The 22,148-nt window shown below is 67.3% G+C and carries 21 protein-coding genes and 1 pseudogene; 9 read left to right on the top strand and 13 right to left on the bottom strand.

All coding sequences use genetic code 11. The features are described from left to right. Positions 1–19 precede the first annotated feature (19 nt). From ACXN5S_RS11990 to ACXN5S_RS11950, 9 genes are all read right to left on the bottom strand, one after another. On the bottom strand, positions 20–1,195 hold the full coding sequence (locus ACXN5S_RS11990; protein WP_458605666.1) for a MalY/PatB family protein: 1,176 nt from the start codon (positions 1,193–1,195) through the stop codon (positions 20–22). 20 nt (positions 1,196–1,215) lie between these two features. Then, a complete protein-coding gene (locus ACXN5S_RS11985) occupies positions 1,216–2,112 on the bottom strand; it encodes an N-formylglutamate amidohydrolase (RefSeq protein WP_458605665.1) in 897 nt (298 codons plus the stop codon). Further along, positions 2,112–3,674, bottom strand: a complete 1,563-nt coding sequence (locus ACXN5S_RS11980; protein WP_458605664.1) for a gamma-glutamyltransferase — start codon at positions 3,672–3,674, stop codon at positions 2,112–2,114. The genes ACXN5S_RS11985 and ACXN5S_RS11980 overlap by 1 nt, the downstream gene beginning before the upstream one ends. Beyond that, the gene (locus ACXN5S_RS11975) at positions 3,667–4,308 is read right to left on the bottom strand and encodes an RraA family protein (RefSeq protein ID WP_458606046.1); all 642 of its coding nucleotides are present in this window, start codon (positions 4,306–4,308) and stop codon (positions 3,667–3,669) included. The genes ACXN5S_RS11980 and ACXN5S_RS11975 overlap by 8 nt, the downstream gene beginning before the upstream one ends. A gap of 122 nt (positions 4,309–4,430) precedes the next feature. After that, positions 4,431–6,023: an ABC transporter ATP-binding protein gene (locus ACXN5S_RS11970; RefSeq protein ID WP_458605663.1), complete on the bottom strand. Its 1,593-nt coding sequence runs from the start codon at positions 6,021–6,023 to the stop codon at positions 4,431–4,433. After that, entirely contained in the window at positions 6,016–6,816 is an 801-nt protein-coding gene (locus tag ACXN5S_RS11965) for a creatininase family protein (RefSeq protein ID WP_458605662.1), read from the bottom strand. Before ACXN5S_RS11965 ends, ACXN5S_RS11970 begins: the two co-directional genes overlap by 8 nt. 44 nt (positions 6,817–6,860) lie before the next feature. Beyond that, positions 6,861–8,435, bottom strand: coding sequence for an ABC transporter substrate-binding protein (locus tag ACXN5S_RS11960; protein ID WP_458605661.1), 1,575 nt, complete (start codon positions 8,433–8,435; stop codon positions 6,861–6,863). A gap of 49 nt (positions 8,436–8,484) precedes the next feature. Then, the gene (locus tag ACXN5S_RS11955) at positions 8,485–9,327 is read right to left on the bottom strand and encodes an ABC transporter permease (protein ID WP_458605660.1); all 843 of its coding nucleotides are present in this window, start codon (positions 9,325–9,327) and stop codon (positions 8,485–8,487) included. After that, on the bottom strand, positions 9,324–10,262 hold the full coding sequence (locus ACXN5S_RS11950) for an ABC transporter permease (protein WP_458605659.1): 939 nt from the start codon (positions 10,260–10,262) through the stop codon (positions 9,324–9,326). The genes ACXN5S_RS11955 and ACXN5S_RS11950 overlap by 4 nt, the downstream gene beginning before the upstream one ends. Before the next feature lie 93 nt (positions 10,263–10,355). Between ACXN5S_RS11950 and ACXN5S_RS11945 the strand changes: the two genes are divergently transcribed. Then, positions 10,356–11,285 (top strand): LysR family transcriptional regulator, encoded by a 930-nt coding sequence (locus tag ACXN5S_RS11945; RefSeq protein WP_458605658.1) that lies wholly within the window; start codon positions 10,356–10,358, stop codon positions 11,283–11,285. 178 nt (positions 11,286–11,463) lie between these two features. On the opposite strand, the gene nikR is transcribed toward ACXN5S_RS11945, so the two are convergent. After that, the gene (gene nikR, locus ACXN5S_RS11940) at positions 11,464–11,931 is read right to left on the bottom strand and encodes a nickel-responsive transcriptional regulator NikR (protein ID WP_458605657.1); all 468 of its coding nucleotides are present in this window, start codon (positions 11,929–11,931) and stop codon (positions 11,464–11,466) included. A 129-nt stretch (positions 11,932–12,060) separates the two neighbouring features. Here nikR and ACXN5S_RS11935 point away from each other — a divergent pair, with 129 nt between their 5' ends. The 5 genes from ACXN5S_RS11935 to ACXN5S_RS11915 are packed head-to-tail and all read left to right on the top strand — an operon-like array spanning position 12,061 to position 16,787. After that, positions 12,061–13,626 (top strand): ABC transporter substrate-binding protein, encoded by a 1,566-nt coding sequence (locus ACXN5S_RS11935; RefSeq protein ID WP_458605656.1) that lies wholly within the window; start codon positions 12,061–12,063, stop codon positions 13,624–13,626. Beyond that, positions 13,623–14,606, top strand: a complete 984-nt coding sequence (locus ACXN5S_RS11930) for an ABC transporter permease (protein WP_458605655.1) — start codon at positions 13,623–13,625, stop codon at positions 14,604–14,606. Before ACXN5S_RS11935 ends, ACXN5S_RS11930 begins: the two co-directional genes overlap by 4 nt. Continuing rightward, a complete protein-coding gene (locus ACXN5S_RS11925; protein WP_458605654.1) occupies positions 14,603–15,460 on the top strand; it encodes an ABC transporter permease in 858 nt (285 codons plus the stop codon). The genes ACXN5S_RS11930 and ACXN5S_RS11925 overlap by 4 nt, the downstream gene beginning before the upstream one ends. Then, positions 15,457–16,179, top strand: coding sequence for an ATP-binding cassette domain-containing protein (locus ACXN5S_RS11920; protein ID WP_458605653.1), 723 nt, complete (start codon positions 15,457–15,459; stop codon positions 16,177–16,179). The genes ACXN5S_RS11925 and ACXN5S_RS11920 overlap by 4 nt, the downstream gene beginning before the upstream one ends. Beyond that, on the top strand, positions 16,173–16,787 hold the full coding sequence (locus ACXN5S_RS11915; protein WP_458605652.1) for an ATP-binding cassette domain-containing protein: 615 nt from the start codon (positions 16,173–16,175) through the stop codon (positions 16,785–16,787). Before ACXN5S_RS11920 ends, ACXN5S_RS11915 begins: the two co-directional genes overlap by 7 nt. Before the next feature lie 138 nt (positions 16,788–16,925). Here the strand turns inward: ACXN5S_RS11915 and ACXN5S_RS11910 are convergent, their stop codons facing one another. Beyond that, a complete protein-coding gene (locus ACXN5S_RS11910; RefSeq protein WP_458605651.1) occupies positions 16,926–17,471 on the bottom strand; it encodes a TetR family transcriptional regulator in 546 nt (181 codons plus the stop codon). A gap of 119 nt (positions 17,472–17,590) precedes the next feature. On the opposite strand from ACXN5S_RS11910, the gene ACXN5S_RS11905 reads away from it, so the two are divergent. Continuing rightward, positions 17,591–18,478, top strand: a complete 888-nt coding sequence (locus tag ACXN5S_RS11905) for an SDR family oxidoreductase (RefSeq protein ID WP_458605650.1) — start codon at positions 17,591–17,593, stop codon at positions 18,476–18,478. 83 nt (positions 18,479–18,561) lie between these two features. Here the strand turns inward: ACXN5S_RS11905 and ACXN5S_RS11900 are convergent, their stop codons facing one another. Both ACXN5S_RS11900 and ACXN5S_RS11895 read right to left on the bottom strand, forming a co-directional pair. Continuing rightward, the gene (locus ACXN5S_RS11900; RefSeq protein WP_458605649.1) at positions 18,562–18,981 is read right to left on the bottom strand and encodes a VOC family protein; all 420 of its coding nucleotides are present in this window, start codon (positions 18,979–18,981) and stop codon (positions 18,562–18,564) included. A 52-nt stretch (positions 18,982–19,033) separates the two neighbouring features. After that, positions 19,034–19,936, bottom strand: a complete 903-nt coding sequence (locus tag ACXN5S_RS11895) for an SDR family oxidoreductase (RefSeq protein WP_458605648.1) — start codon at positions 19,934–19,936, stop codon at positions 19,034–19,036. 112 nt (positions 19,937–20,048) lie between these two features. Between ACXN5S_RS11895 and ACXN5S_RS11890 the strand changes: the two genes are divergently transcribed. After that, positions 20,049–20,948 carry a LysR family transcriptional regulator gene (locus ACXN5S_RS11890; RefSeq protein ID WP_458605647.1) on the top strand — a complete coding sequence of 300 codons (900 nt, stop codon included), beginning with the start codon at positions 20,049–20,051 and terminating at the stop codon, positions 20,946–20,948. A 555-nt stretch (positions 20,949–21,503) separates the two neighbouring features. Next, a pseudogene (locus tag ACXN5S_RS11885) lies at positions 21,504–22,097 on the top strand (sulfotransferase domain-containing protein); the annotation flags it as partial. Between the last annotated feature and the right edge of the window lie 51 nt (positions 22,098–22,148).

Raw genomic sequence — 22,148 nt, 5'->3', positions numbered from 1 at the left:
AAAGGCGCCCCTGGCCGCATCAGCCCGCGAAGGCTGCGGCAAGACGGTCGATCGCAATGTCGAGCTGGGCGCGCGGCGTGGCGAAGTTGAACCGGATGAATTGCTCGCCGCCCGGCCCGAAGGCGGTGCCGGGGTTCACGCCCACGCGCGCATCGTCACGGCAGCGGCTGAGAAGCTCGTCGGGTGTGAGGCCCAGCTGCGAGAAATCCACCCACGAGAGGTAGGTGGATTGCAGCGGCAGCGAGCGCGCCAGCGGGATCTCTTCGGCGAAGCGCTTGTCGAAATGGTCGCGGTTACCCGCCAGATAGACGAGCAGCGCATCGAGCCATTCGGCGCCGCCGGCATAGGCCGCCTCGGTGGCGATCATGCCAAAGAGCGCATGGTGCTGCAGCCCCGAGGCCGCTGCGCGGGCATCGAACCGCTGGCGCAGGCTCTCGTCGGCGATGATCGTCTCGGCGATATGGGCGCCGGCGAGGTTGAACGTTTTCGTGGCCGAAGCGCAGGTGATCAGGCGATGGCTGATCTCGGGCATGGCGATGGCCGTGGGCACATGCTTGGCGCCCTCGAAGACCAGATCGTGGTGGATCTCGTCGGAGACCAGCAGCAGGTCATGCGCCTCGCAGAACGCGCCCAGCGCGCGCAGCTCGTCAGGGCTCCAGACGCGGCCGGTGGGATTGTGCGGCGAGCAGAGCAGGACCACCTTGGCATTGTCAGGAAGGCTGCTCTCAAGCGCCTCAAGATCCATCTCGTAGCGGCCCTGCACCAGCTTCATCGGCGCGTAGAAGGGCACGCGGCCGGTCATGTTGGTGATGCCGGTGAAGCCCGGATAAATCGGCGAGAACATGACCACGCTGTCGCCGGGGTCGGAGAACTCCTGCAGGATCAGGCCGATGGCGCTGATGACGCCGGCAGTGGGCGTGAGCCAGTCGGGCTGGATCTCCCAGCTATGGCGGCTGGCCATCCAGGCGGTGATGGCGCTGCGCCAGCCCTCGTCGCCGGCGTAGTAGCCGTGCACACCGCGCGTGACCTCGGCGGACAGAACCTCCGTCACCGAGGGCGGCGCGCGGAAATCCATGTCGGCCACCCACATGGCGATGCCGTCGTCGCCCTTCACCCCGCAATAGGTGCTGAGCATGTCCCATTTGGCGGAATGGGTGCCGCGACGGTCAATGATCTCGTCAAAGTCGAAAGGCATGGGTCGGATCCTCGGATGTGTCAGGTGCTGGGCTGGCTGCGGTCTTGCGCAGCGGCGGCGACATAGTCGCGCAGTGCGGTGCCGACGCGCGTCATGGCGTCCTGCACCTCGGTGAAACAGGCGGTTTTGGCGCGGCTCGTCTCGTCCATGTAGAGGCGGCGGTTGATCTCGATCTGCACCGAATGGCGGCCCTGCGAGGGGTCACTGTAGCGCTTGACGAGCTCGGCCCCCTTGAAGGGGTCGTTGCGCGAGACCGAATAACCCATGGCCTCGATCGTGGTGCAGATCACCTCGGTCAGCCCCGGCTCGCAGCTTTGCCCGTCGTAATCGCCGATGACGAAATCGGGGCGCACGGTGCCCGCCGGGTCGGGCGAGAGCGCATGGCCCACCGCCGGCATCGAGTGGCAGTCGATGTGGTAGACGAAGCCGAAGGTCGCATGGGCCCGGTCGAGCAGCGCCTTGAGGCGGTTGTGATAGGGCCGCCAGTAGGTATCGATCCGGGCCTCCATCTCGGCGACGCTGAGCTTGGTGTCATGCATCAGCGTGTCGCCCCAGGCATAGCGCCAGGTCAGCCCCATGCCGCGCTTGGTGGCGGCGTTCTCCCGCACGGGATGCGGCCAGTCGCCCTCGACCATCTCAAGATCGACGTCCTGCTCGGAGCGGTTCACATCGAGAAACGAGCGCGGGAACAGAGCGCGCAGAAGCGGGGCGCCCATGTCGGGAGCGCTGAGGAACAGCTCGTCGACATAGGTGTCGGAGGCGAGACGCACCATTTCGGGCGAAACGGAGGGGTGGAAATCCGCCGGCAGCTCAAGACCGCTGTGCGGGCTGTCGAAGACGAGGCCGTTTTCGGCGCTGCGCGGCGCGTCGACGCTGAGAACGCCGTCGATGGGGGCGAGAAGCTCTTGCGGATACATCAGACGGCCCTCCCCAGGGCGGCCGCATGCGCGGCGGGGTATGAGATGTCGGGCATGCCGATGAAGGTACCATCCTGCCGGCCGATCATCGCCGGCGAGGCGAAGGGCCGGTGCATGACCTCGGCCTGAGCCGGGCGCACGGGGGCGATCTCTTCGAGCGCGGCGATCTCCTCGTCGGACATGTCGACATTGGCGATGATGCCGGGGCCGGCGCCGGCATCCATGCGCGGGCGGTTGAGGGCGGCTTCCACGCCGAGCCCGGCGCAGAGGTGCAGCGCGGTGATCTGCGCCAGCGCGGGCACGATCATGTTACCCCCCGAGGCCCCCATGACGGCGTGGCTCTGGCCCGGCCGGGTGATCGCTACGGGGCACATGTTGGAATGCGCATAGGCCTTGGGCGTCATGCTGGCGGCGAGGCCCGGCCGCGGGTCGTACCAGGCCATGCCGTTGTTGAAGAGCACGCCGGTACGCGGCGACAGCGCATAGGCGCCGAAGCGGTTGAACAGGGTGAAGGTGATCGCGACCATCCGGCCCGAGGCGTCGACGGTGTTGATCTGCGTGGTCGAGCCCTTGCTGTCGCTCTCGGCCGGCGGCGCGAGCGGCTTGTCGCTGGCATAGGCCTCGCGCAGCGCGCGCGCCATCTCGGCGAAGAAGGCCGGGCCATCGGGGCCGGCACCGTGACGCTCTTCGAACATGCCCAGCGCCGCGCGCAGGCGATGCCCGCCGCTGGTATGGCCGGGCGTGTGCACGACGTGGCCAGCGAAGTCGAACGGCACCGCCGGATAGATCAGCGGCTGGTAATCGGCCATGTCCTCCAGCGTGATGCCATTGCCGTTGGCCTGCAGGTCGGCGACGAGATCGCGGGCGATCTGGCCGGTGTAGAAATCCTCCGGCCCCTCTTCGCTCAGGCGCTCCAGCGTCTTCGCGAGCTGCGGCATGGCAAGACGCATGCCGGGCCAGGGGATCTTGCCGTTCGGCTGGAAAATCTCCCGCATGCCCTCGTCGCGACGCATCTCGCCCTGCCCGAACGCAATGGTGAGCGCGGTGTGCCAGTCGACCTCCATCCCCTCGCGGGCGCGCTCCAGCGCGGGCTTCAGGGCGCGCGAGAAGGGGATCGTGCCGTGCCGCTGCAGCGCTGCCGAGAACCCGCGAACGCAGCCGGGGATGGCGACCGAGAGGAAGCCGCTGATATTGGCGTTGTTCTTCGAGATGGCGTTGCCGTTGAAGAAGGTGCTGCCGTCGCCCTTCTCGGCATAGAGGTCCATGTCGAGCTTGGCGGGTAGCCGGCCGGTGAACTCGATGCATTCCACCTCGCCCGTGGGCTCGACCACCATCATGTAGCCGCAGGCCCCGAGGCCCGACATCCAGGGCTCGGCGGTTTGCAGCGTGAGCGCGGTGGTGACAGCGGCATCCACCGCGTTGCCGCCCTCTTCGAGCACAGCGATGCCGGCCTGGGTGGCGGCGAAATGCTGGCTGGTGACGACGCCCCTGTCGCTCACGGCGGGGCGCTTGCGGCGGTCCCAATACTCGTGGCGCGCCTTCTCGACGACAGACCTATCCATTGTTCTGACCTTTCAGGGCTTCTTCCACAAATCGAATGGCCGGCGAGGGGCCGACGGCGAGATCGCCAGCCTCCAGGCGGCGCATCATCTCTTCGGTGCGCCTCTGCCGCTCGACGGCCGCGTCGCAGATCGCCTCGGCCTCGTCGGGCGGCAGAACGATGACGCCCGTCTCGTCGAGCATCACGATGTCGCCCGGCAAAACCGGCACGCCGCCCACCGACACCGGTTTGTTGAACGCCCCGCCGCCGTCGCGGACGCGGGTGGTGACGCTGGAGAGGCCGGTGGAATAAACGGGCAGCCCCAGTTCCCTGATCTCGCCGGGGTCGGTGCAGGGCCCGCCGATGATGGCGGCCTTGCCGCCCTTGCGGGCGATACCGGCAGCGACGCCGCCCCCGATGCAGGCATGGCGCGTGTCGCCCAGACGGTCGACGACCAGAATGTCGCCCTCGCGCAGCTTGGAGATCGCGTATTGCAGCATGGTGCTGTCCATGCCGGGGATCGCGACGGTCACCGCGGTGCCGGTGATCGTGCCCGGCGTCGGCGTGAGCGGCCTGATCGAGGCATCCATGAAACCGCGGTCGACGAAGTGGCCGATGGTGGCCAGCTCGACCTCTTCAAGCCGTTTCAAGAGCACAGCAGGAGCCTGCGGTGCCGAAGCCCCGATCATGTATTTGGGGTACATTTGAGCGTCTTTTCCTTGTTCAAACCGGCCCTTTGGCGGGGCCCTGGCTTGCCTTCACTTGGTCGCGAACCGGTTCACGCCTGTCCTGGAACGGCGGAGAGAAGTTCGCGGGTGTAATCGTCCTTTGGCTGCTTGAAGAGGTCGATGGGCTCGCCCATCTCGACGAGCCGCCCCTTCCGCATCACGGCGATCCGGTCGCAGATGCGGGAGGCGACACGCAGATCGTGCGTGACGAAGAGAAGGCCGAAGCCGAGCCGCCCCTGAATGTCGTGCAGCAGATCGAGGATCTGGCGCTGCACCGAGACATCGAGTGCAGAGACGCTCTCGTCGGCGATGAGCAGGGCCGGTTCCAGCGCCAGCGCGCGCGCGATGCAGATGCGCTGTCGTTGGCCGCCCGAGAACTGGTGGGGAAAGCGCTGCGCGGCCGAGGCATCCAGCCCCACGGCCTTCAGCAGCTCTTCGGCGCGGGCGCGGGCCTCGGCCTTTGGCACGCCGTGGATGACCGGACCTTCGGCAATCGCCTCGCCAACCCGCTGGCGCGGGTCGAGGGCGGTGTTGGGGTCCTGGTAGATGATCTGCACGCTGCGCCGCGCCTGGCGCAGAGCGCGGGTCTTCAACGTGTGCAGCGGGATACCATCGATGATGATCGACCCGGCATCGGGTTCGACCATGCGGATGATGCTCTGCGAGAGGGTCGACTTGCCCGAGCCGCTCTCGCCGACGAGGCCGAGTGTTTCGCCCCGGCGGAGCGTGATCGACACATCGTCCACCGCCTTCAGCTCTGTCCGCGGCCCGCGGCCGGGCTTGATGGTGAATGTCTTGCGCATCCCCGAGGCGTTGAGGATTTCCTCGCCCAGATCGGTGCGCGCGGCGCGCGGCTCCAGCGTGGGCACGGCGGCGAGCAGCTTTTGCGTGTAGGGGTGCTGCGGGTTCTTCAGCACATCATCGGCGGTGCCGATCTCGACCAGGTTGCCATGCTGCATCACCGCGACCCTGTCGGCGATTTCGGCGACGACGCCGAAGTCATGGGTGATGAACATGATGCCGGTGCGGTGGTTCTCCCGCAGAGCCAGCATGAGCTTCAGGATCTGCGCCTGGGTGGTCACATCGAGCGCGGTGGTCGGCTCGTCGGCGATCAGAACCGCCGGTTCCAGAGCCAGCGCCGAGGCGATCATCACGCGCTGGCATTGCCCGCCCGAGAGTTCATGCGGATAGGCGCGGAAGATCCGCTCGGGGTTGGGGAGCAGCACCTCGTCGAAGAGCGCGAGCACGCGTTTGCGGATCTCGGAATTGGGCATGTCGGTGTGAACCGAGAAGGTCTCCGAGACCTGGTCGCCCACCCGGTAGAACGGGTTGAGCGAGGCCATCGGCTCTTGAAAGATCATCGACAGCTTGGCGCCAACCAGCTTGCGGCGCTCCTGCTCGTCGATCTCCAGAAGGTTGCGACCCATGAAGTCGATCCGCCCCGAGGGCGTGAGCGTCTGCCGGTCGAGCAGCCCCATCGTGGAGAGCGCGGTCAGAGACTTGCCCGAGCCGCTTTCGCCCACGACACAGAGGATCTCGTTGGGGTTGAGGCTGAGCGACAACCCGTTGATCGCGAACTCCCTGTCCATCGCGGGGGGCAATCGCACGCTGAGGTTGTCATAGGTCAGCAGCGCCTCAGACATGCGCGGCCTCCGCCTGGGCGGGCGCATCCATCGAGGTGGGGTCGCAGGTGGCGAAGAACTCCGCGAAAGCCGCGATCTTGGCGGTGATCTTCTCGACGATCATCGCGCCCGCCTCGGCGCTGGAATGGGTGGCGGCGCCGCCCATCATGCCGTCTTCGTTGAACTCCTTCGCGGTGAACGGCATGTTCACCATGCTGCCCTCGAATGCGATGCCGGCCGGGCCGCGCATCGGATGCCCGAAGGCCGTATTGTCCGGCCCCTTGCGCATCAGGTCGGGGCGCAGCAGGTCGGGGAAAAGGTGCATATAGGCGGAGGTGACCGGGTCGCCGCCATGGCCGCGCGCTGCGGCGACGTTGTCCCCGTGGATCTCGGCCCAGTCCTCAGTGCTCAGGCATTGCCAGATGTTGATCGAGGCCATGATGACACCGCGTTCGCGGCGCAGCTTGCGCATGACCTCGTCGATCAGGAAGGCGTTGGTCGTGTGGCCGTTCACGATCACCAGCCGGGTCAGCCCATGATCGAGAAAGTTGGCCGCCACATCCTCGACCACCGCCTTGAAGGTGGTCGAGCGCAGCTGGATTCCCCCCGCGAAGGCGCGGAAGAAATCTGCATAGCCGAAGGGTACGGTGGGGGCGGCAATCGCCCCCGACCGTTGCGCCGCCATGCCGGCGATGGCGTCCGCCAGCATGTAATCGCCCATCGGCGCATGCGGGCCCTGCTCTTCGTGGCTGCCGAAGGGCAGGAGCATCACGGGGTTGCTCTTGGCCCGAGTGGCAAACTCGTCGAACGTCATCTGTGACAAGAGGTGCTTTGTCTCCGGCACGGGCTGCGCCCTCCTCAGTTTGCGGTCAGGTAGGGGGCGTAGAGGCGCATCTCGCCGCTGGTCGCCGTCCAATCGAGATCGGACCGCACTGCGTAGGTCGCGAAGAGCTTCCACAGGTAGTAGCCGGGCGTGACGCGCTGCCACTCGGCCGAGAGGGCCTTGTAGGCGGCGTTGCGCTCTTCGAAATCGACGGCGTTCACGAACTCTTCGCCAAGGCGGATGTACTCATCCGTCGGGTCCCAGACCTTCCAGTCGGCGCTGGCGCGCGTCGAGCGCGGGTTCCAGTCAAGCCAGAGCGGCTGGTAGGGGTCGCCGGGGATGAAGCCCGAGCCGTTGGAGAAGTTGATCAGGTGGTAGGGCCGCTCGTAGACGAGCGAGAAGTTGTCCAGCACCTGCATCTCGACGTTGATGCCGACCTCGCGCCACATCTCCACCATCACCTCGGCGGCGAGCTCGTAGTTGGGGTAGTAGCCGCGGGTGATGTGCCAGAGCAGCGGCTGACCGTCGTAATCGGTCTCTTCCACAAGCTGGCGGGCCCGCTCGGGGTCGTAGGGCAGCCGGACTTCCGCATCGGGGTCGTAGTACGGCCCGTATTCGGGGAAGTTGAACGGCACATCGGGGTGGAAGGTGAGGTCACCGAAGAGCGCCTCGACGATGGCGTTCATGTCGATGGCCTGGACCATGGCGTAGCGCAGCCGCTCATCGACCAGCGGGTTGCCCTCGGGATCGTTGCGGGTGTTGAAGCCGAAGGCCGTGTAGCCGGCGACCGGCACGTTCTGCACCTCGACATTGTCGTAGGAGGCGATCTGATCGAGCTGGTCGGGGGGAATGCCGACCATCATGTCGTATTCGCCCGACACCACGCCGGCCATGCGGCCCGCGTATTCCGGCACGATGCGCCATTCGACGGTCTCGTACGGGGCCGGCTCGCCCCAGTAATCGTCGAAGCGCTCCATCACCAGGATCTCGCTGGAGCGGAAGGTGGTGACCTTGTAGGGGCCGGTGCCGATGGGGTTCAGGCCGAACTCGTCGACGCCGACTTCGAGGTAGTAATCCTTCGGAACGATCATGCCGACGGGCCCCGTCAGCTTGGCCGGCACGTTCGGGTCTTCCGTCGCGGTTTCGACCTCCAGGGTGTAGCGGTCGATGGCCTCGACGCGCACGAAACCTTCGGAGTAGATCGCGCCGCGGGGCTCGTAGGCATCATCGGCGCGCAGGCGCTCATCCGACAGCGTGAAGGCGGCATCCTCGGCCGTCATCTCGACGCCATTGTGGAACATCACCCCCTCGCGCATCTTGAAGGTCCAGACCTTGCCGTTGCGCTCGTAGGATTCCGCCAGAACCGGGGTGACGGTCGCGCCGCTGGGGTCGGCGATGTAGTCGAGCTCGCAGAACCGCTCGTAGAAATTTGCGTAGATCCGGCCCGAGGAGGTCGAGATGCCGTTGATCGGGCTCATGTTCGGCCAGAGCGCATCGACGGCAACCCGGAGTGTGCCGGTCTCCTGCGCGCGGGCCGCGCCGCCGACACCTGCCAGGCTCATCGTGCCGGCCCCGATGATCATCTTGTGGACGTCTCTGCGTGTTACCATAGTCAAGGTCTCCTGTTCGGTTGCGCCTGAGCGGGAGGAGGAGGAACTGTCAGGCATTGCGGGACTTGAGGGTCGGGTCGAACCGGTCGCGCAGACCGTCGCCGATGATGGAAATCGACAGCGTCATCAGGAAGATGATCACGCCCGGGAAGACGGCGATCCACCAGGCTGTCGTGAGGTATTCGCGCCCTTCGCCAAGGATCTGACCGAGGCTCGTATTGGGCGACTGGATGCCCATGCCGAGGAAGCTCAGCGAGCTTTCCAGCAGGATGATGCCGGGCACCGTGAGCGTGACCTGCACGATCAGGGCGCTGACGATATTGGGCAGGACATGGCGCAGATAGAGCCGCACGGGCGACGCCCCGAGCGCGACCACGGCGCGGGCATAGGTTTGCCGCTTGGTCGACATCACCAGGCCGCGGGCAAGGCGGGCGTAGGTTTCCCACCCGAACAGCCCCATGAGCACGATGAAGAGCGCCAGCGAATTGCCGAAGAAGGCCAGCAGCGTCAGCGCGATCATGATGAAGGGCAGCGACAGCTGGATATCGACGATCGACATCAGGATATCGTCGACCAGGCCCTCGAAATGGCCGGCGATGAAGCCGATGATGGTGCCCGCGACGGCGCCGATGAAGGTGCCGATGAGAGCGACGCCGATCGACATGCGCATCGCCACGATCAGGCGCGCCCCCATGTCACGGCCCAGCCGATCCGTACCCAGCCAGTGATCCCAGCTGCCGCCATCGGTCCACACCGGGCCTTGCAGGCGCGACAGCAGGTTCTGCTTCGACGGGTCCTGCGAGATGAGCGGCCCGAAGATCACCAGAAGCGCGAAGATGGCGAGGATCAGCCCGGCAAGGACGATGACGGGGTTGTTCAGAAACCGCTTCACGATTTGCTCCGGCTGCGGGGGTCGAGCAGTCGGTAGGACATGTCGACCGCGAAATTGGCGAGGACCATGGCGAAGGCGATGAACACCACCAGCGCCTGCACAACAGCGAGATCCTTGGAGGAGACCGCGTTGATCAGCAGCCGCCCGACCCCGGGCCAGGCGAAGACCGTCTCCACCACCACGGTGCCGGCCACGAGCTGGCCCAGCATCAGGCCTAGGATGGTGACCACCGGAATGGCCGCATTGGGCAGCGCATGGGCCATGGTGCGGCGCATCTTGCTCACGCCCTTCGCCTCGGCGGCGCGCATGTAAAGCTTCGAGAGAGTCTCGAGCATGGCCGAGCGGGTAAACCGCGCCAGAATGCCGGCGAGCGTGAGCGAGAGCGTGGCGGCCGGCATGATGAAATGCTGCCAGCTTGATGCCCCGGCGCTTGGCAGCACCTGCAGCGTCATCGAGAGGATCAGGATCAGCAGGATGCCGAAGAAGAAGTTCGGCAACGCGAAGCCCACGACCGAGAAGACCATGATGAGGCGGTCAAACAGCGAGCCGCGCTTCAGCGCCGCGAGAATGCCCGCCGGTACGCCGATGAGAATCGCCAGCGCGTAGGAGACGAGCCCCAGCTCCAGCGTTTTCGGGATGCGCTCGAAGATGACATCCAGCGCCGGCCGGCCATCGCGGAACGAGTAGCCGAAGTCACCTCTCAGCGCATTGCCGACATAGGTGACGTATTGCTGCAGCAGCGATTGATCGAGATTCCATTTGGCCCGGAAGATCTCGATCTCGCGCAATGTGGCGTCGGGGCCGAGCATCGCCTGAGCCGGGTCGTAGGAGAGGCGCAGGGCGATGAACGTGAACGTCACGACCGCCAGCAGCGTCAGGACCATCCGCAGAAATTTCGTGAGAATAAAGTTCCAGGACAAGGGCTTACTCCACATCGCCGGCCGTCGGTGGCCAAGCGATAGGGGTATACAAGCACCGGATATTAAGACAATATATAGATGAGTGAAGCTAAGTTTCATAGGTCTTACGTGACAAATGGCATCGAAATTAGGCACCTGCGCTACTTCGTTGTGCTGGCGCAGGAACTGCATTTCGGCCGGGCCGCCGAGCGGCTGCACATGGCACAGGGGCCGTTTTCGCAGCAGATCAAACAGCTGGAAGGCCGGGTCGGCACGCCCCTCTTCCACCGCACAACCCGCAAGGTGCAGCTGTCAGAGGCCGGGCACCGATTTCAGAGCTATGCCCAGGAGGTTCTGTCCAATCTCGACGAGGGGGTGCGCTTCGCACGCGCCACCGCCAGCGACGAGGCCGGGCAGATTCGCGTGGGCACGATCTCTGTGGCGTCGGCGCTGGTGATGCCCAAGGTGATGCGGCGGTTCCGCGAGCTTCATCCCGCGGTTCTGGTGACGCCGGTCTCGGAAACCACAGCAGAGCTCGTGAACATGCTGATGGAAAACGAGATCGACATCGCCCTGATGCGCCCGGCGAGCTGGCCGAGCTACCTGATGGGCGATGTGATCTGTCGCGAGAGCATGTGCGTCGCGATGAGCGATGACCACCCCCTGGCCGAGCGCGACAGCCTGACGCCCGAAGACCTGGCCGACCAGCCGTTGATGCGCTTCGCGGCGAAGATCGGCACCGGCTTCGGGCCGGTCATCAACAAGGTTCTGGCCGGAGCCGGCGTTCGCCCGGCCCCAGGCGCCGAATACAACGACACGCAGGCCGCGCTTTGCATGGCCGCGGCGGGCCCGGGCCTGGCCATCGTGCCGCGATCCACGGGGGTCTACGCCTATCCGGGCATCACCTACTTGCCGATCGAACTTGGCGGAGAAGGCGCAGAGGTTTGCATGGTTACCCGGGCCGGCTCACGCGACCGCAAGATCGAGGACCTGTGTTCCTTGATCCGCGACTATTGCGGCCCGGGCGGCGAGCTGCACCGGATGGGGTATATCTGCTGAAGGGCCGGGCCCACTGCGTTCAACACACCAAGAACACGGAAGACAGAGGCCCGCCTATTCGCGGAACATTCTCTCTCATTCGAGATAGCTCTTCTCGTATTTCGATACGGTCTCGAAAGACCCGCGATTTCGGATCCACCGCCCGTCTGCTCGCCTTCCCACAGCGAAGCCCGAGGGTTCAGAACCCATCCTTGATGGTCAGATGGCTGTGCCGGTGCGGCTTGCCGCTGCCGTGCTGGTGGACTTCCTGCACATCTTCCACAGGCACCAGCGACAGATGGCCGTGCCGGATGCCGCGTTCGGCGAAGAGACCGTGCGCGTAGTCCTCCACATCTGCCACCCGGCCGCGCATCACGGTCACCTCCATGGCATTGGTGTGGTCGAGCGGCACCGACAGGGCCGCGACGGCCTGGTCGTGACGGGAGTGGCGGGTGTGGGGCACGCGGCGCCCCAGATCACGCGTGGCGAGGTCAAGGGCGTAGCTGACGACGCCGATGCAATCCGCATCCTGCGGCGCGTCCCGCGTCAGGGCGCGGCGCAGAAGGTCGCGGATCGCCTCCGACCGGTTGGTTGCGCCGGATCGCTCCATCTGCCGGTCGAGCTCAGCCAGCAGGTCGTCTTCAATGGCTATGGTAATCCGCTGCATGACCCTCTCCCTGCTGCTTTGCTAAGCATCCGCGTTCGCCAGTCGCACCGCAACCGCGCGTCTGCGCTTTACACCCCCGACGAGAAAAGTATGAAATACGACTCGAGAATTCATACGACGAGGTTCTGCATGCTCTGCCCGCTGTCCACCGCTGCCGTCGCCCTCTCCTTGCTGCTGCCGGCGCATGCCGAGGCGCGCGCCCTGGTGCTGGCGATTGGCGGAGAGCCCGACGGCGGGTTCGACCCGATCATGGGCTGGGGCCATTATGGCAACCCGCTCTTCCAGTCGACCCTGCTGCGCTACGACGCAGACCTCAATCTGGTCGGGGATCTCGCGACCGAGTGGAGCCTGTCCGAAGACGGGCTCGTCTGGCGGCTGACCCTGCGCGACGACGCCATGTTCTCGGACGGAACGCCCCTGACGGCTGAGGATGTCGCCTTCACCTACAATGCGGCCAGTAAAGCCGGCGGGCTCGCCGACCTGACCGTCTTGAAGGAGGCCCGCGCCGTGGATGCCACGACGGTCGAGCTGGAGCTGACCGAGCCGCGGATCACCTTCGTCTCACGCCTCGCCACGCTCGGCATCGTGCCGGCGGCGAGCTATGGCGAGGGCTATGCGCGGCAGCCTGTCGGCTCCGGCCCGTTCCAGATGATCGAGTGGCGCGAGGGCGAGCAGCTTGTCGTCGAGCCGAACCCCTATTGGCACGGCGGCGAGATCGCCTTCGAGCGGGTCAGCTTCGTCTTCGGTTCGGAGGAGGCCGGGCAGGCGCTGGCCCGCACCGGCGCGGCAGACATGGTGGCCGTGCCGCCCTCGATGGCCGATGCGGCTCCGGCGGGTCTGGAGGTGCTGCATGTCGAGACGGTGGACAACCGCGGGCTGGCCTTCCCGATGCTGCCGAGGGCGGGCGAGACCACCGAGGCGGGCACGCCGATCGGCAACGACGTGACGGCGGACCGGGCGATCCGGGTGGCGATAAATGAGGCGCTCGACCGCGAGGCGCTGGTGGCGCTGGCGCTGAACGGCCACGGTCGCCCCGCCTTGGGCCCGGCGGACGGGCTGCCCTGGGACAACCCCGAAGCTGCGATCCCCGGCAACGACCCGGCCGCCGCAATCGCGACGCTGGAAGCCGCCGGCTGGACGGACAGCGACGGCGACGGCATCCGCGAGAAGGCGGGCCTGACCGCGGCCTTCCAGGTGCTCTACCCGGCCAGCGACAGCACGCGGCAGGCCCTGGCCCTCGGCGCCTCGCAGCAGCTGCGCGCGATCGGCATCGACGCCCAACCCACCGGCAGCAGCTGGGACGAGATCGGCGCCCTGATGCACTCCCAGGTCGTCGTGCTGGGCTGGGGCGCCCATGACCCCTCGGAGATCTACTACCTGCATCATGGCGATTACGCCGGCATCGACTATTACAACACCGGCCATTACGCGAACCCGGTGGTGGATGCGCATCTCGACGCCGCCGAAGCCGCGCCGGGGTTCGAGGCCTCCCTCGCCGACTGGCAGGCCGCGGCATGGGACGGCGAGACGGGGTTCGGCCCGAAGGGCGATGCGACCTGGGCGTGGATGGTGAACCTCGACCATTCCTACTGGGTGTCGGAGTGCCTGGATCTCGGGCCCTTGCAGGTTCATCCGCACGGGCATGGCTTCCCGATCACCCATGACCTGCCATCCTGGCGCTGGACCTGCGAATGACGGCATGGCTTCCGGCCCTTCTGGCCGGACGGATGATCCGGCTGGCCTGGCTGCTGCCGCTGGCGGCGGTCGGGCTCTTCGCGCTGATCTCGCTCGCGCCCATCGACCCGGTGCAGGCCTATGTCGGCGGCCGCACCTCGCAGATCGGCCCGGAGCAGAGGGACGCCATCGCCGCCGCCTGGGGGCTGGACCGGCCGGCGCCCGAACGCTTCGCCAGCTGGCTGGCTCAGCTGGCGCGGGGGGACCTCGGGCAATCCATCACCTTCAACGCGCCGGTGATGCAGGTGATCGCCACCCGGCTGCCGGCGTCGATGGCGCTCGTCGGGCTGGCCTTCGCGCTGTCCTTCGTGCTGGGCACGCTGCTGGGGCTCACGGCGGGGGCGACGCGAGGGCGCTGGCCCGACCGGGTGATCCGCACCGTCGCCGTCGTGCTGGCTGCCAGCCCGGGCTTCTGGGTAGCGATCCTGCTCGTCGCGCTCTTCGCGGTCGGCCTCGGCTGGCTGCCCGCCTGCTGCGCGACACCGCCCGGGCAGCTGGCCTCGGAGGTCACGCTCGCGGACAGCTTGCGCCACATGGTGCTGCCCGTCGCCACACTCTCGGTCGTGGGCATCGCCCCGCTCGTGCTGCATACCCGCCAGAGCCTGATCGCCTTCCTCCACAGCCCCGCGGCGCGGCACCTCTCCGCCCACGGGGGCTCGCCCCTGCGGCTGGCCTTCGGCCCCGGCCTGCGCCACGCGGCGGGCGTGGCGCTGACGCTGCACCTTGCCAGCGCCGGCGAGCTCTTCGGCGGCTCGGTGCTGGCCGAAACCGTCTTCGCCTGGCCCGGTCTCGGGCAGGCGACGGTGCGCGCGGCGACGGGGGCGGACGCGCCGCTGCTGATGGGGATCGGGCTGGCAACGCTGCTCTTCGTCTTCGCCGGCAACCTGCTGGCCGACATCGCCGCGCGCCTGGCCGACCCGCGCCTGAGGAGGCCGGCATGAGCGGCGCGGTCGACCCAACCCTGCCGCTGCCCGCCCGCCGCCGGCATCCGCGACGGCGCGCCACGCGGCACGGGGTGGTGGCGCTGGCGCTGCTGGGTGCCGTGCTCGTCGCCGCGCCGCTGCTGCCCGAGGGCGCCCTGTCGGTCGACCCGGCCGCCCGGGCGCTGCCGCCGGACCCGGCGCATCCCATGGGGACCGACATGCTAGGCCGCGACATCGCCGCCCGCACACTGGCCGCCCTCGCGCAAAGCGTTGAAGTCGGGCTGCTGGCAGCGGCGGCCTCGACCCTCGTCGCCGTGGTCCTCGGCCTGGCGGCGACCTTCGGGCGCACCGCGGATCACGTCGTGGGAGTGCTGACTGAACTCGCCCTCGGCCTGCCGCATTTCGTGCTCCTCATCATGATCGCCTTCGCCATGGGGGGCGGCACGACAGGGGTGGTCGTCGCCGTGGCGCTGACCCACTGGCCGCGCCTGTCGCGCATCCTGCGGCACGAGGCGCAGGGGATCGCCGCCTCGGATTACGTGGCCATTTCGCGCGCGCTCGGGCGGTCACGGCTCTGGGTGGCCCGGCACCATCTGGCGCCGCACCTCGTGCCGCAGATCATCGCTGGCTTCATCGTGATCTTCCCCCATGCGATCCTTCACGAGGCCGGGCTCAGCTTCATCGGCCTCGGGATCGAACCGCATCTGCCCTCTATCGGCGTGATGCTGTCGGAAAGCCTGAGGGAGATCATGGCAGGTCACTGGTGGGTCGCCGCCGCCCCCGGCCTTGGCCTGATGCTGATCGCCCTCGCCTTCGAACGGTTCGGCGAGGCGCTGCGCCAGCTGTCGGGCCCGGCGGGGGAGACGGCGTGACCCTGAAGGTCGAAGACCTGTCGGTGGCCTTCCCGACCGGACCCGTGCTGGAGGGGATTTCGCTGGCGCTGGAGCGGGGCGAGGTCGTCGGGCTGACCGGCACCTCCGGCGCAGGCAAGAGCCTCGTCGCCGAGGCACTGGCCGGCGCGCTCCCGGCGGATGCCACGCGAACCGGCCGGATCACCGTGGACGGGGCGCCCGCCCCTGCCCGATCTGTCGCGCTGGCCCCGCAGCGCCTGGATGCGCTCGACCCGCTGGCGCAGGTCGGTCGCCAGATCGACCGGTTCGCCCGCCTCGCAGGCCGATCCGCCGATGTGCCGGGCGCCCTCGCAAGCGTCGGTCTGACAGCGGCAACGGCCCGGCTCTATCCGCATGAACTCTCGGGCGGCATGGCGCGCCGCGTGCTGCTGGCCACGGCCCTCGCCACGGGCGCGGACTGGATCGTCGCCGACGAACCGACGGTCGGGCTGGACGAGGTGGCAGCGGCCCGCATCCTGTTCCTGCTGGCTGACCTCGCCGCTTCCGGTCGCGGCGTCATCGTGATCTCGCATGACCTGATCGGGCTGGCGCGGATCGCGTCGCGCGTCGTCATCCTGCGCCAGGGCCGGCACGTCGAAACGGCACCGGCGCGCGCGTTCACGGGCCCGGGCTCCGGCCTGCGCGAGGACTTCTCCCGGGCTCTGTGGCAGGCCCAGCTTGCACCGGACGCGCCATGCTGACGGCCCGCGCCCTCTCCCTCGCCTATGGCGACCGGCAGATCCTGAACGGAGTCGATCTCGACATCGCCGAGGGCGAGGTGATCGGGCTCGGCGGGCCGTCGGGCACCGGCAAGACCACTCTGGGCCGGATCCTTGCAGGTCAGCTGGTGCCCGATCATGGCGAGGTCCTGCTGGAGGGAGCGAAGGTGGCACCGGCCATGCCGGGGCACCCGGCCCGGGTGCAATACGCCCCCCAATCACCCGAGCTCGCGGTCGACCCCCGCTGGCCCGTGCGCAAGATCCTCGCCAACGGCATGGCGCCGGACCCGGAGGTCCTGGGGGCCCTCGGCATCCGCGATGCCTGGGCGGATCGCCTGCCGGCGCAATTGTCTGGCGGCGAGCTGGCGCGTGTCTCTCTGGCCCGCCTGTTCCACCCGAACCTGCGGCTGCTGATCTGCGACGAGATCACCAGCCAGCTGGACGCCATCGAGCAGGATCTGCTGCTGCGGGCCCTGGTCGATCTGACCGGTCGGCGACGGATCGCCATGCTCCTCGTCTCTCACAGCGCTGCGCTGAGGTCGCGGTTCTGTCGTAGGAGTTTGCTTCTGGACCGTCAGGAACGCAGCTAGTCCCTAGGTGAAAGTTCGTTTGTGAATGATGCAACGAGCGACGGCTCTCCGCCGGCCCGGTCGTTCATCGTCACGACCTGCCGTAGCCGCTCCAGCGTCGAGCCTCGAGCCTCAGTTAGCAGCGCCAAGCGACGCAGGTCATAACAGCTCCTTCAGCTCCTGCTCCGCCCGGTCCAGCCGGTCCGTCAGGCCCGGCTCGGGCGTGGCCAGCCAATCCACGGTGACGTGGGCGAAGACGGCCATTCCGATCTGCGCGGCGAACGCCGCCCTGTCCTCCGGCACGCCGCGCGCCCGCAAGGCGTCCGCAAGAGCCGCGGCGAGAGCGGCCGTCTTCGCCAGCTCGCGTTCCTGCAGAGCCGGCGTCGCCGAGATCACCGCCTGCCGGGGCTCGGAGAAGGGTCGATTGGCGTCGAGGAGCGGGCAGACCGACCGGAAGGCCCGGAACAGGGTGCCCAGCGGCGGCACATCGCGCGGGATGTCGTCGATCGCGGCAAAAAGCGCCTCCAGAAGCACCGCCTGCCCGTCGAACAGGACTTCACGCTTGTCGGCGAAATGCCGGAAGAAGGTACGCTCCGTGACGCCGGCACGGGAGGCGATCTCGGCAGCCGTGGTGCTGTCGAACCCCCGTTCGCCGAACAAGTCTACCGCCGCCTGCTGAAGCCGCGTCCGCGCCGTATCCGCCAAAACTCCGATCTCCCCTGTCAGTCACTGACGTTCTTTCTTGTCAGTCACTGACATCGCCTCTATGTCAGTGACTGACAGGGATCATAGGATCCCCTCCACCATGCGCAAGGAGGTCAATCATGCGTGTCTTTCTGACAGGGGCGAGCGGCTGGATCGGCTCGAAGATCGCGGCGGAGTTGCTGGCCGCGGGCCATAGCGTTACCGGCCTCACGAGCATGCCGGCCAAGGCCGCCACGCTGAGCGTCGCGGGCGTGACACCGCTCGTCGGGACGCTTCAGGATATCGACGTCCTGCGCCGCGGCGCCGAGGAGGCGGACGGGATCATCCACACGGCCTTCGGGCTCGATGTCTCGAAGATCGCCGAGCTGGCGGCCGAGGACAGCACCGCCATCGAGACCTTCGGCGACGTCTTCGCCGGGTCGGCGCGACCGATCATCGTTACGGACGGCTTTCTCCACCTGACGGGCGAGAAGGCCATGGAGACGGACCGGCCCGAGGTGATGCCGGCGTTCCCCCGTGCCTCGCAGCAGACGGCGTTCGCGCTGGCGGACAGCGGCATCCACGCCAGCGTCGTCCGCAACCCGCGGTCGGTGCATGGCAAGGGAGAGAAGCACGGCTTCGTGCCGATGCTGGCCGCCGTCGCGCGCGAGAAAGGCTTCTCCGCCTATATCGGCGAGGGGCAGAACATGTGGCCCTCCGTCCACCGCCTCGACGCCGCGCGCGTCTACCGGCTGGCACTCGAGCGTGGCGGCCAGGGCGAGGCCTATCACGCCGTCGCGGAGGAAGGCGTGCCATTTCGGGACATCGCCGAGGCGCTCGGCCGCCAGCTCGGCCTGCCGGCCAAGTCGCTGACGCCCAATGAGGCCGAGGCGCATTTCGGGCCGCTGGCGATCTGGGTTGGCAACGACGGCCCCGCCTCGAACGAATGGACGCGGGAGACGCTCGGCTGGCAGCCCGAACAACCCGGCATCGTCGCCGATATCGAGCAGCCGGATTATCAGGGTTGATGGTCTTGCGGATGCCGATGCTCTTACCGGATTGCTTGACTGGCAGTGAAAGATCATCTGGTCGAACATCGGGCAGTCGATCCTCACACTTGCTGGAACAGCTCCACCAGCATTCCCTCGTTGTCGTGGATGAAGGCGAAGCGGGATCCGCTGCCGTCGGGCACGTCACGGGGCGGGGCGACGATCTCCACCTCCCGGTCCCGCAGACCGGCCAGAGCGGCGTCGAGATTGGCCACGCCCAGCGCGACATGGCCGATCCCGCCGATGCGCAAGTTGGTGTCGGGCCGGCGCCTGTCGTCTGCCATTGGTTCGGCCGCCTCGTCCTGGAACAGCTCGATCCGGACGGCGCCGCGACCGATGAAGGCTGCGCGGACGCCGGGCCAGCCGTAGGTCGAGAGGAGCTCGAAGCCGAGCGCCTCGCGATACCAGGCGATGCTGGCGTCAAGGTCGCCGACGGTGGCACCGACATGGTGAAGGCCGGTGAGGGCGATGGGGGGCGTCATCTTGTGATCTCCATTTAGACAAGCGTTGGTCGGAAGTGGGGCGGTCCGGGCGTCATCGCGGGGCCACGGGATCATCCGCCCCTTGTTCGGCGCCAATCCCAGCCCGTGCGAGCACATCCCGCATCGGCACCGGGTCTCGACCGAGCAGGCGGGACAGCGTCGGATCCGGGCGGTCGAACTCACCTGATCGCGCCGCGTGGAAGTAGCCGCGCATGACCGCGAGGGCGCCGCCGGGCATGCCGCCCTCCCGTGCGCGGCGCTCCATCTCCTCGTCCGACACCACCTCTCGCGTCACGGAGCGCCCGGTTACCTCCGAGGCGAGCCGAGCTAGACCCGCGAGGTCGAGCGTTTCGATTCCGGTCAACGGCGGCGTCGCGCCGTCGATCGTGTCTTCACCCGCGAGAACGCGGGCATCGGCTTCGGCAAGGTCGTCATGGGTGGTCCAGGCGACGGGGCCGTCCTCGGGGCCGGTGAGCGTCCCTGCCGCGAAGCCGCGGGCGTTCATCTGCAGGGCACTGGCCGCGTAAAAGCCGTGGCGCAGAGCCGTCCAGGGCATACCGGAGGCGGCGAGCATCGCCTCGGTCGCCGCGTGGTCGCGCCCGGGCGGGAAGCGGGAGTCCGGCGCGGCCGAGATCTGGCTGGTGTAGAGCAGACGCCGGGTACCGACCTCGCGCGCGGCGTCGATCGCCGCGCGATGCTGGGCCAGAGGATCGCCTCCGCTCGCGGCGGCGTTCGAGGACACGAGCAGCACGCGCTCCGCTCCCTCCCAGGCATGGAGGAGGCTTGCCGGTTCGTCGTAGTTGCCACGCCGGACGCGGATGCCGGCCTCGGCAAGGTCGGACGCCTCATCAGGGTTCCGGGTGCTGACGCCGATGCGCTCAGCAGGCACGAGGGTTCTCAGGTGAGCCACGACCTTGCGACCGAGCTGTCCCGTGGCGCCGGTGACGATGAGCATGGGTGTCTCCTCACGTTTGATCGGCGCCGAAGGATCCGGCGCCGCCTTGACGAGGACATGACTGTTCTGATTAGGAAAGACTACGCCCCGTTTTTTGACTAACGTGTTCATCATGCAGAACAATGACTCCCTCGACGACCTCGCCGTCTTCCAGGCCGTTGTCCGCGAAGGCGGGTTCCGCGCCGCCGCCCGGACGCTGGGCGTCGCTCCGTCCAAGGTCAGCACGACGGTCGCTCGGATGGAGGCGTCCCTTGGCGTGCCGCTGCTGCGGCGCACCACGCGTAGCATGACCGCCACCGAAGCCGGGCGCGCATTGTTCGACCGGATCGGCCCCCTGCTCGCCGGGCTCAACGCGGCCTGCGCCGAGGCGCGCGAAACTGGCGACGTCGTTCGCGGCCGGCTCAGGCTCAACGTGCCGGGTGCGGTCATGCCCGACGTGCTGCCGCAGCTCATCGCTGCATTTCACGCCCGCCACCCGGAGGTGGAGGTAGAGATCGTGGTCGAGAACGACATCGTAGACATCGTGGCGGCCGGCTGCGACGCCGGCATCCGCTACGACGAGGTGCTGGCAAAGGACATGGTGTCGGTGCCCATCGGGCCCCGAACGCAGCAAATCGCCATCGCCGCCTCGCCGCGCTACCTGGATGAAAAGGGCGCGCCTGCGGCGCCGCGTGAGCTGACGGACCACCAAGCGATCCGCTATCGCCTCCCCGGCGGCCCGCTCCTGCCCTGGCAGCTCGTGGAGGGCGGTCGGACGATCACGGTCGAGCCGATTTCGCGCCTGATCCTCGGGGTGAACGCGATCAACTCCGGGCTGGGCTTCGCCCGCGCCGGCATCGGCATCATAGGGACGTTCCGCAACTGGCTGGAAGGGGATTTCGCGGCAGGCTGCCTCGTCCCGGTCCTGCCAGACCACTGGCCCAGCCGGAGCGGCCCGCGTCTTTACTACCCCAACCGCAACGCCCCCCGGCCCCTGCGGGCCTTCATCGAGCTATGCCGGCATCGCCGGTAGTCGGGATCGGCCTCCCCTGCACTTGAGATGGTAGGCCGGATCCCTGTCGTCCGCCGATTGGGAAAGCAAGTCAGGCCCCCAGTCAGGCCTCCAGAACCTGTCGGAGCGCGGCGTCGGCCCCCGTGATGCGCTCGCTCATGCTCGGCCGCGGGCGGTGAGCCACGCGCCGACGGCGGGAACCAAGGCGCCGAGGCCGGTCCGGCCTCCGGCGGCACCCATACCATACCGGGTCGAACCAACTCGTCAGGCGGCGACGCTGCTTCGGCGCTTCGTTGTAAGCCCGCCAATTGCAGCTCGGCGGGATGGGACTGCTCATGAAGAGGTGCTACGATTTTGGATTCACGAGATGAATCGCTCAAGCACCCTTTGCGCGACAAAGCCCGGCGAAAGGCCTAGCCTGATCATCAGCCGAAGTGCGCAACAGCGCCGATATCGTGCGCCATACACGAAAAGCGAGCGATAGACCGGTCGCCGAGGGTCTGCTAAGCGGAGAACTTCCGCAGGCGGCTGCCTGCGGAACTTAGGCCTCAGGAAAAGAAGAATTAGAGTTATCAGATGAGGCTACGCCGTCCGAACTTCCTGATCATCGGTGCACAAAAGGCGGGCAGCGCATGGATCTATGATCGCTTGCGCACCCATCCTGAGATTTTTCTGCCTGATGCGGTCGAGCTGGCGTACTTCAATCGTCTGGACTGCCAAAATCCGGAAAACATTGAGAAATATCTGCAGAACTTTTACGGCGCGGACGATCGTCAGCGTCTGATTGGCGAACATACGCCGTCTTATTTCTGGACAGCGACGCAGCCCCGGATCGATGGGCAACCGCCGCCGAGCCATAACCTCCAAATCCCAGAAAGTGTGCGTCAGGTTCTGGGGGCTGATCTGCGGCTGATCGTGTCGCTGCGTCATCCGGTGTGGAGGGCGATCTCGGCCTATGGGCACCATGGCGCGCGCAATCGCATCGCTCCGACCCAGAACCTGACATCGGTCGCGCGCCGTTTCGGCATCCTCGACATCGGTTTTTACGACGATCATCTTGCAGCCTGGGAGAAGGTGTTCGATTCCGACCGGATCGAAACGCTGATCTACGAAGAGGACATCAAGGCCAGTCCAGGGGCTGGCTTGAAGCGGCTTTATGACTTTTTGGGAGTGACAGCCCCAGAAATGACAGAGGGCATCGAGACACCATCGAACGATGAA

The organism is Pseudoroseicyclus sp. H15 (assembly GCF_054353345.1).
Note: the sequence above shows the minus strand (reverse complement) of the source record. Positions and strands in the feature narration are given on the sequence as shown.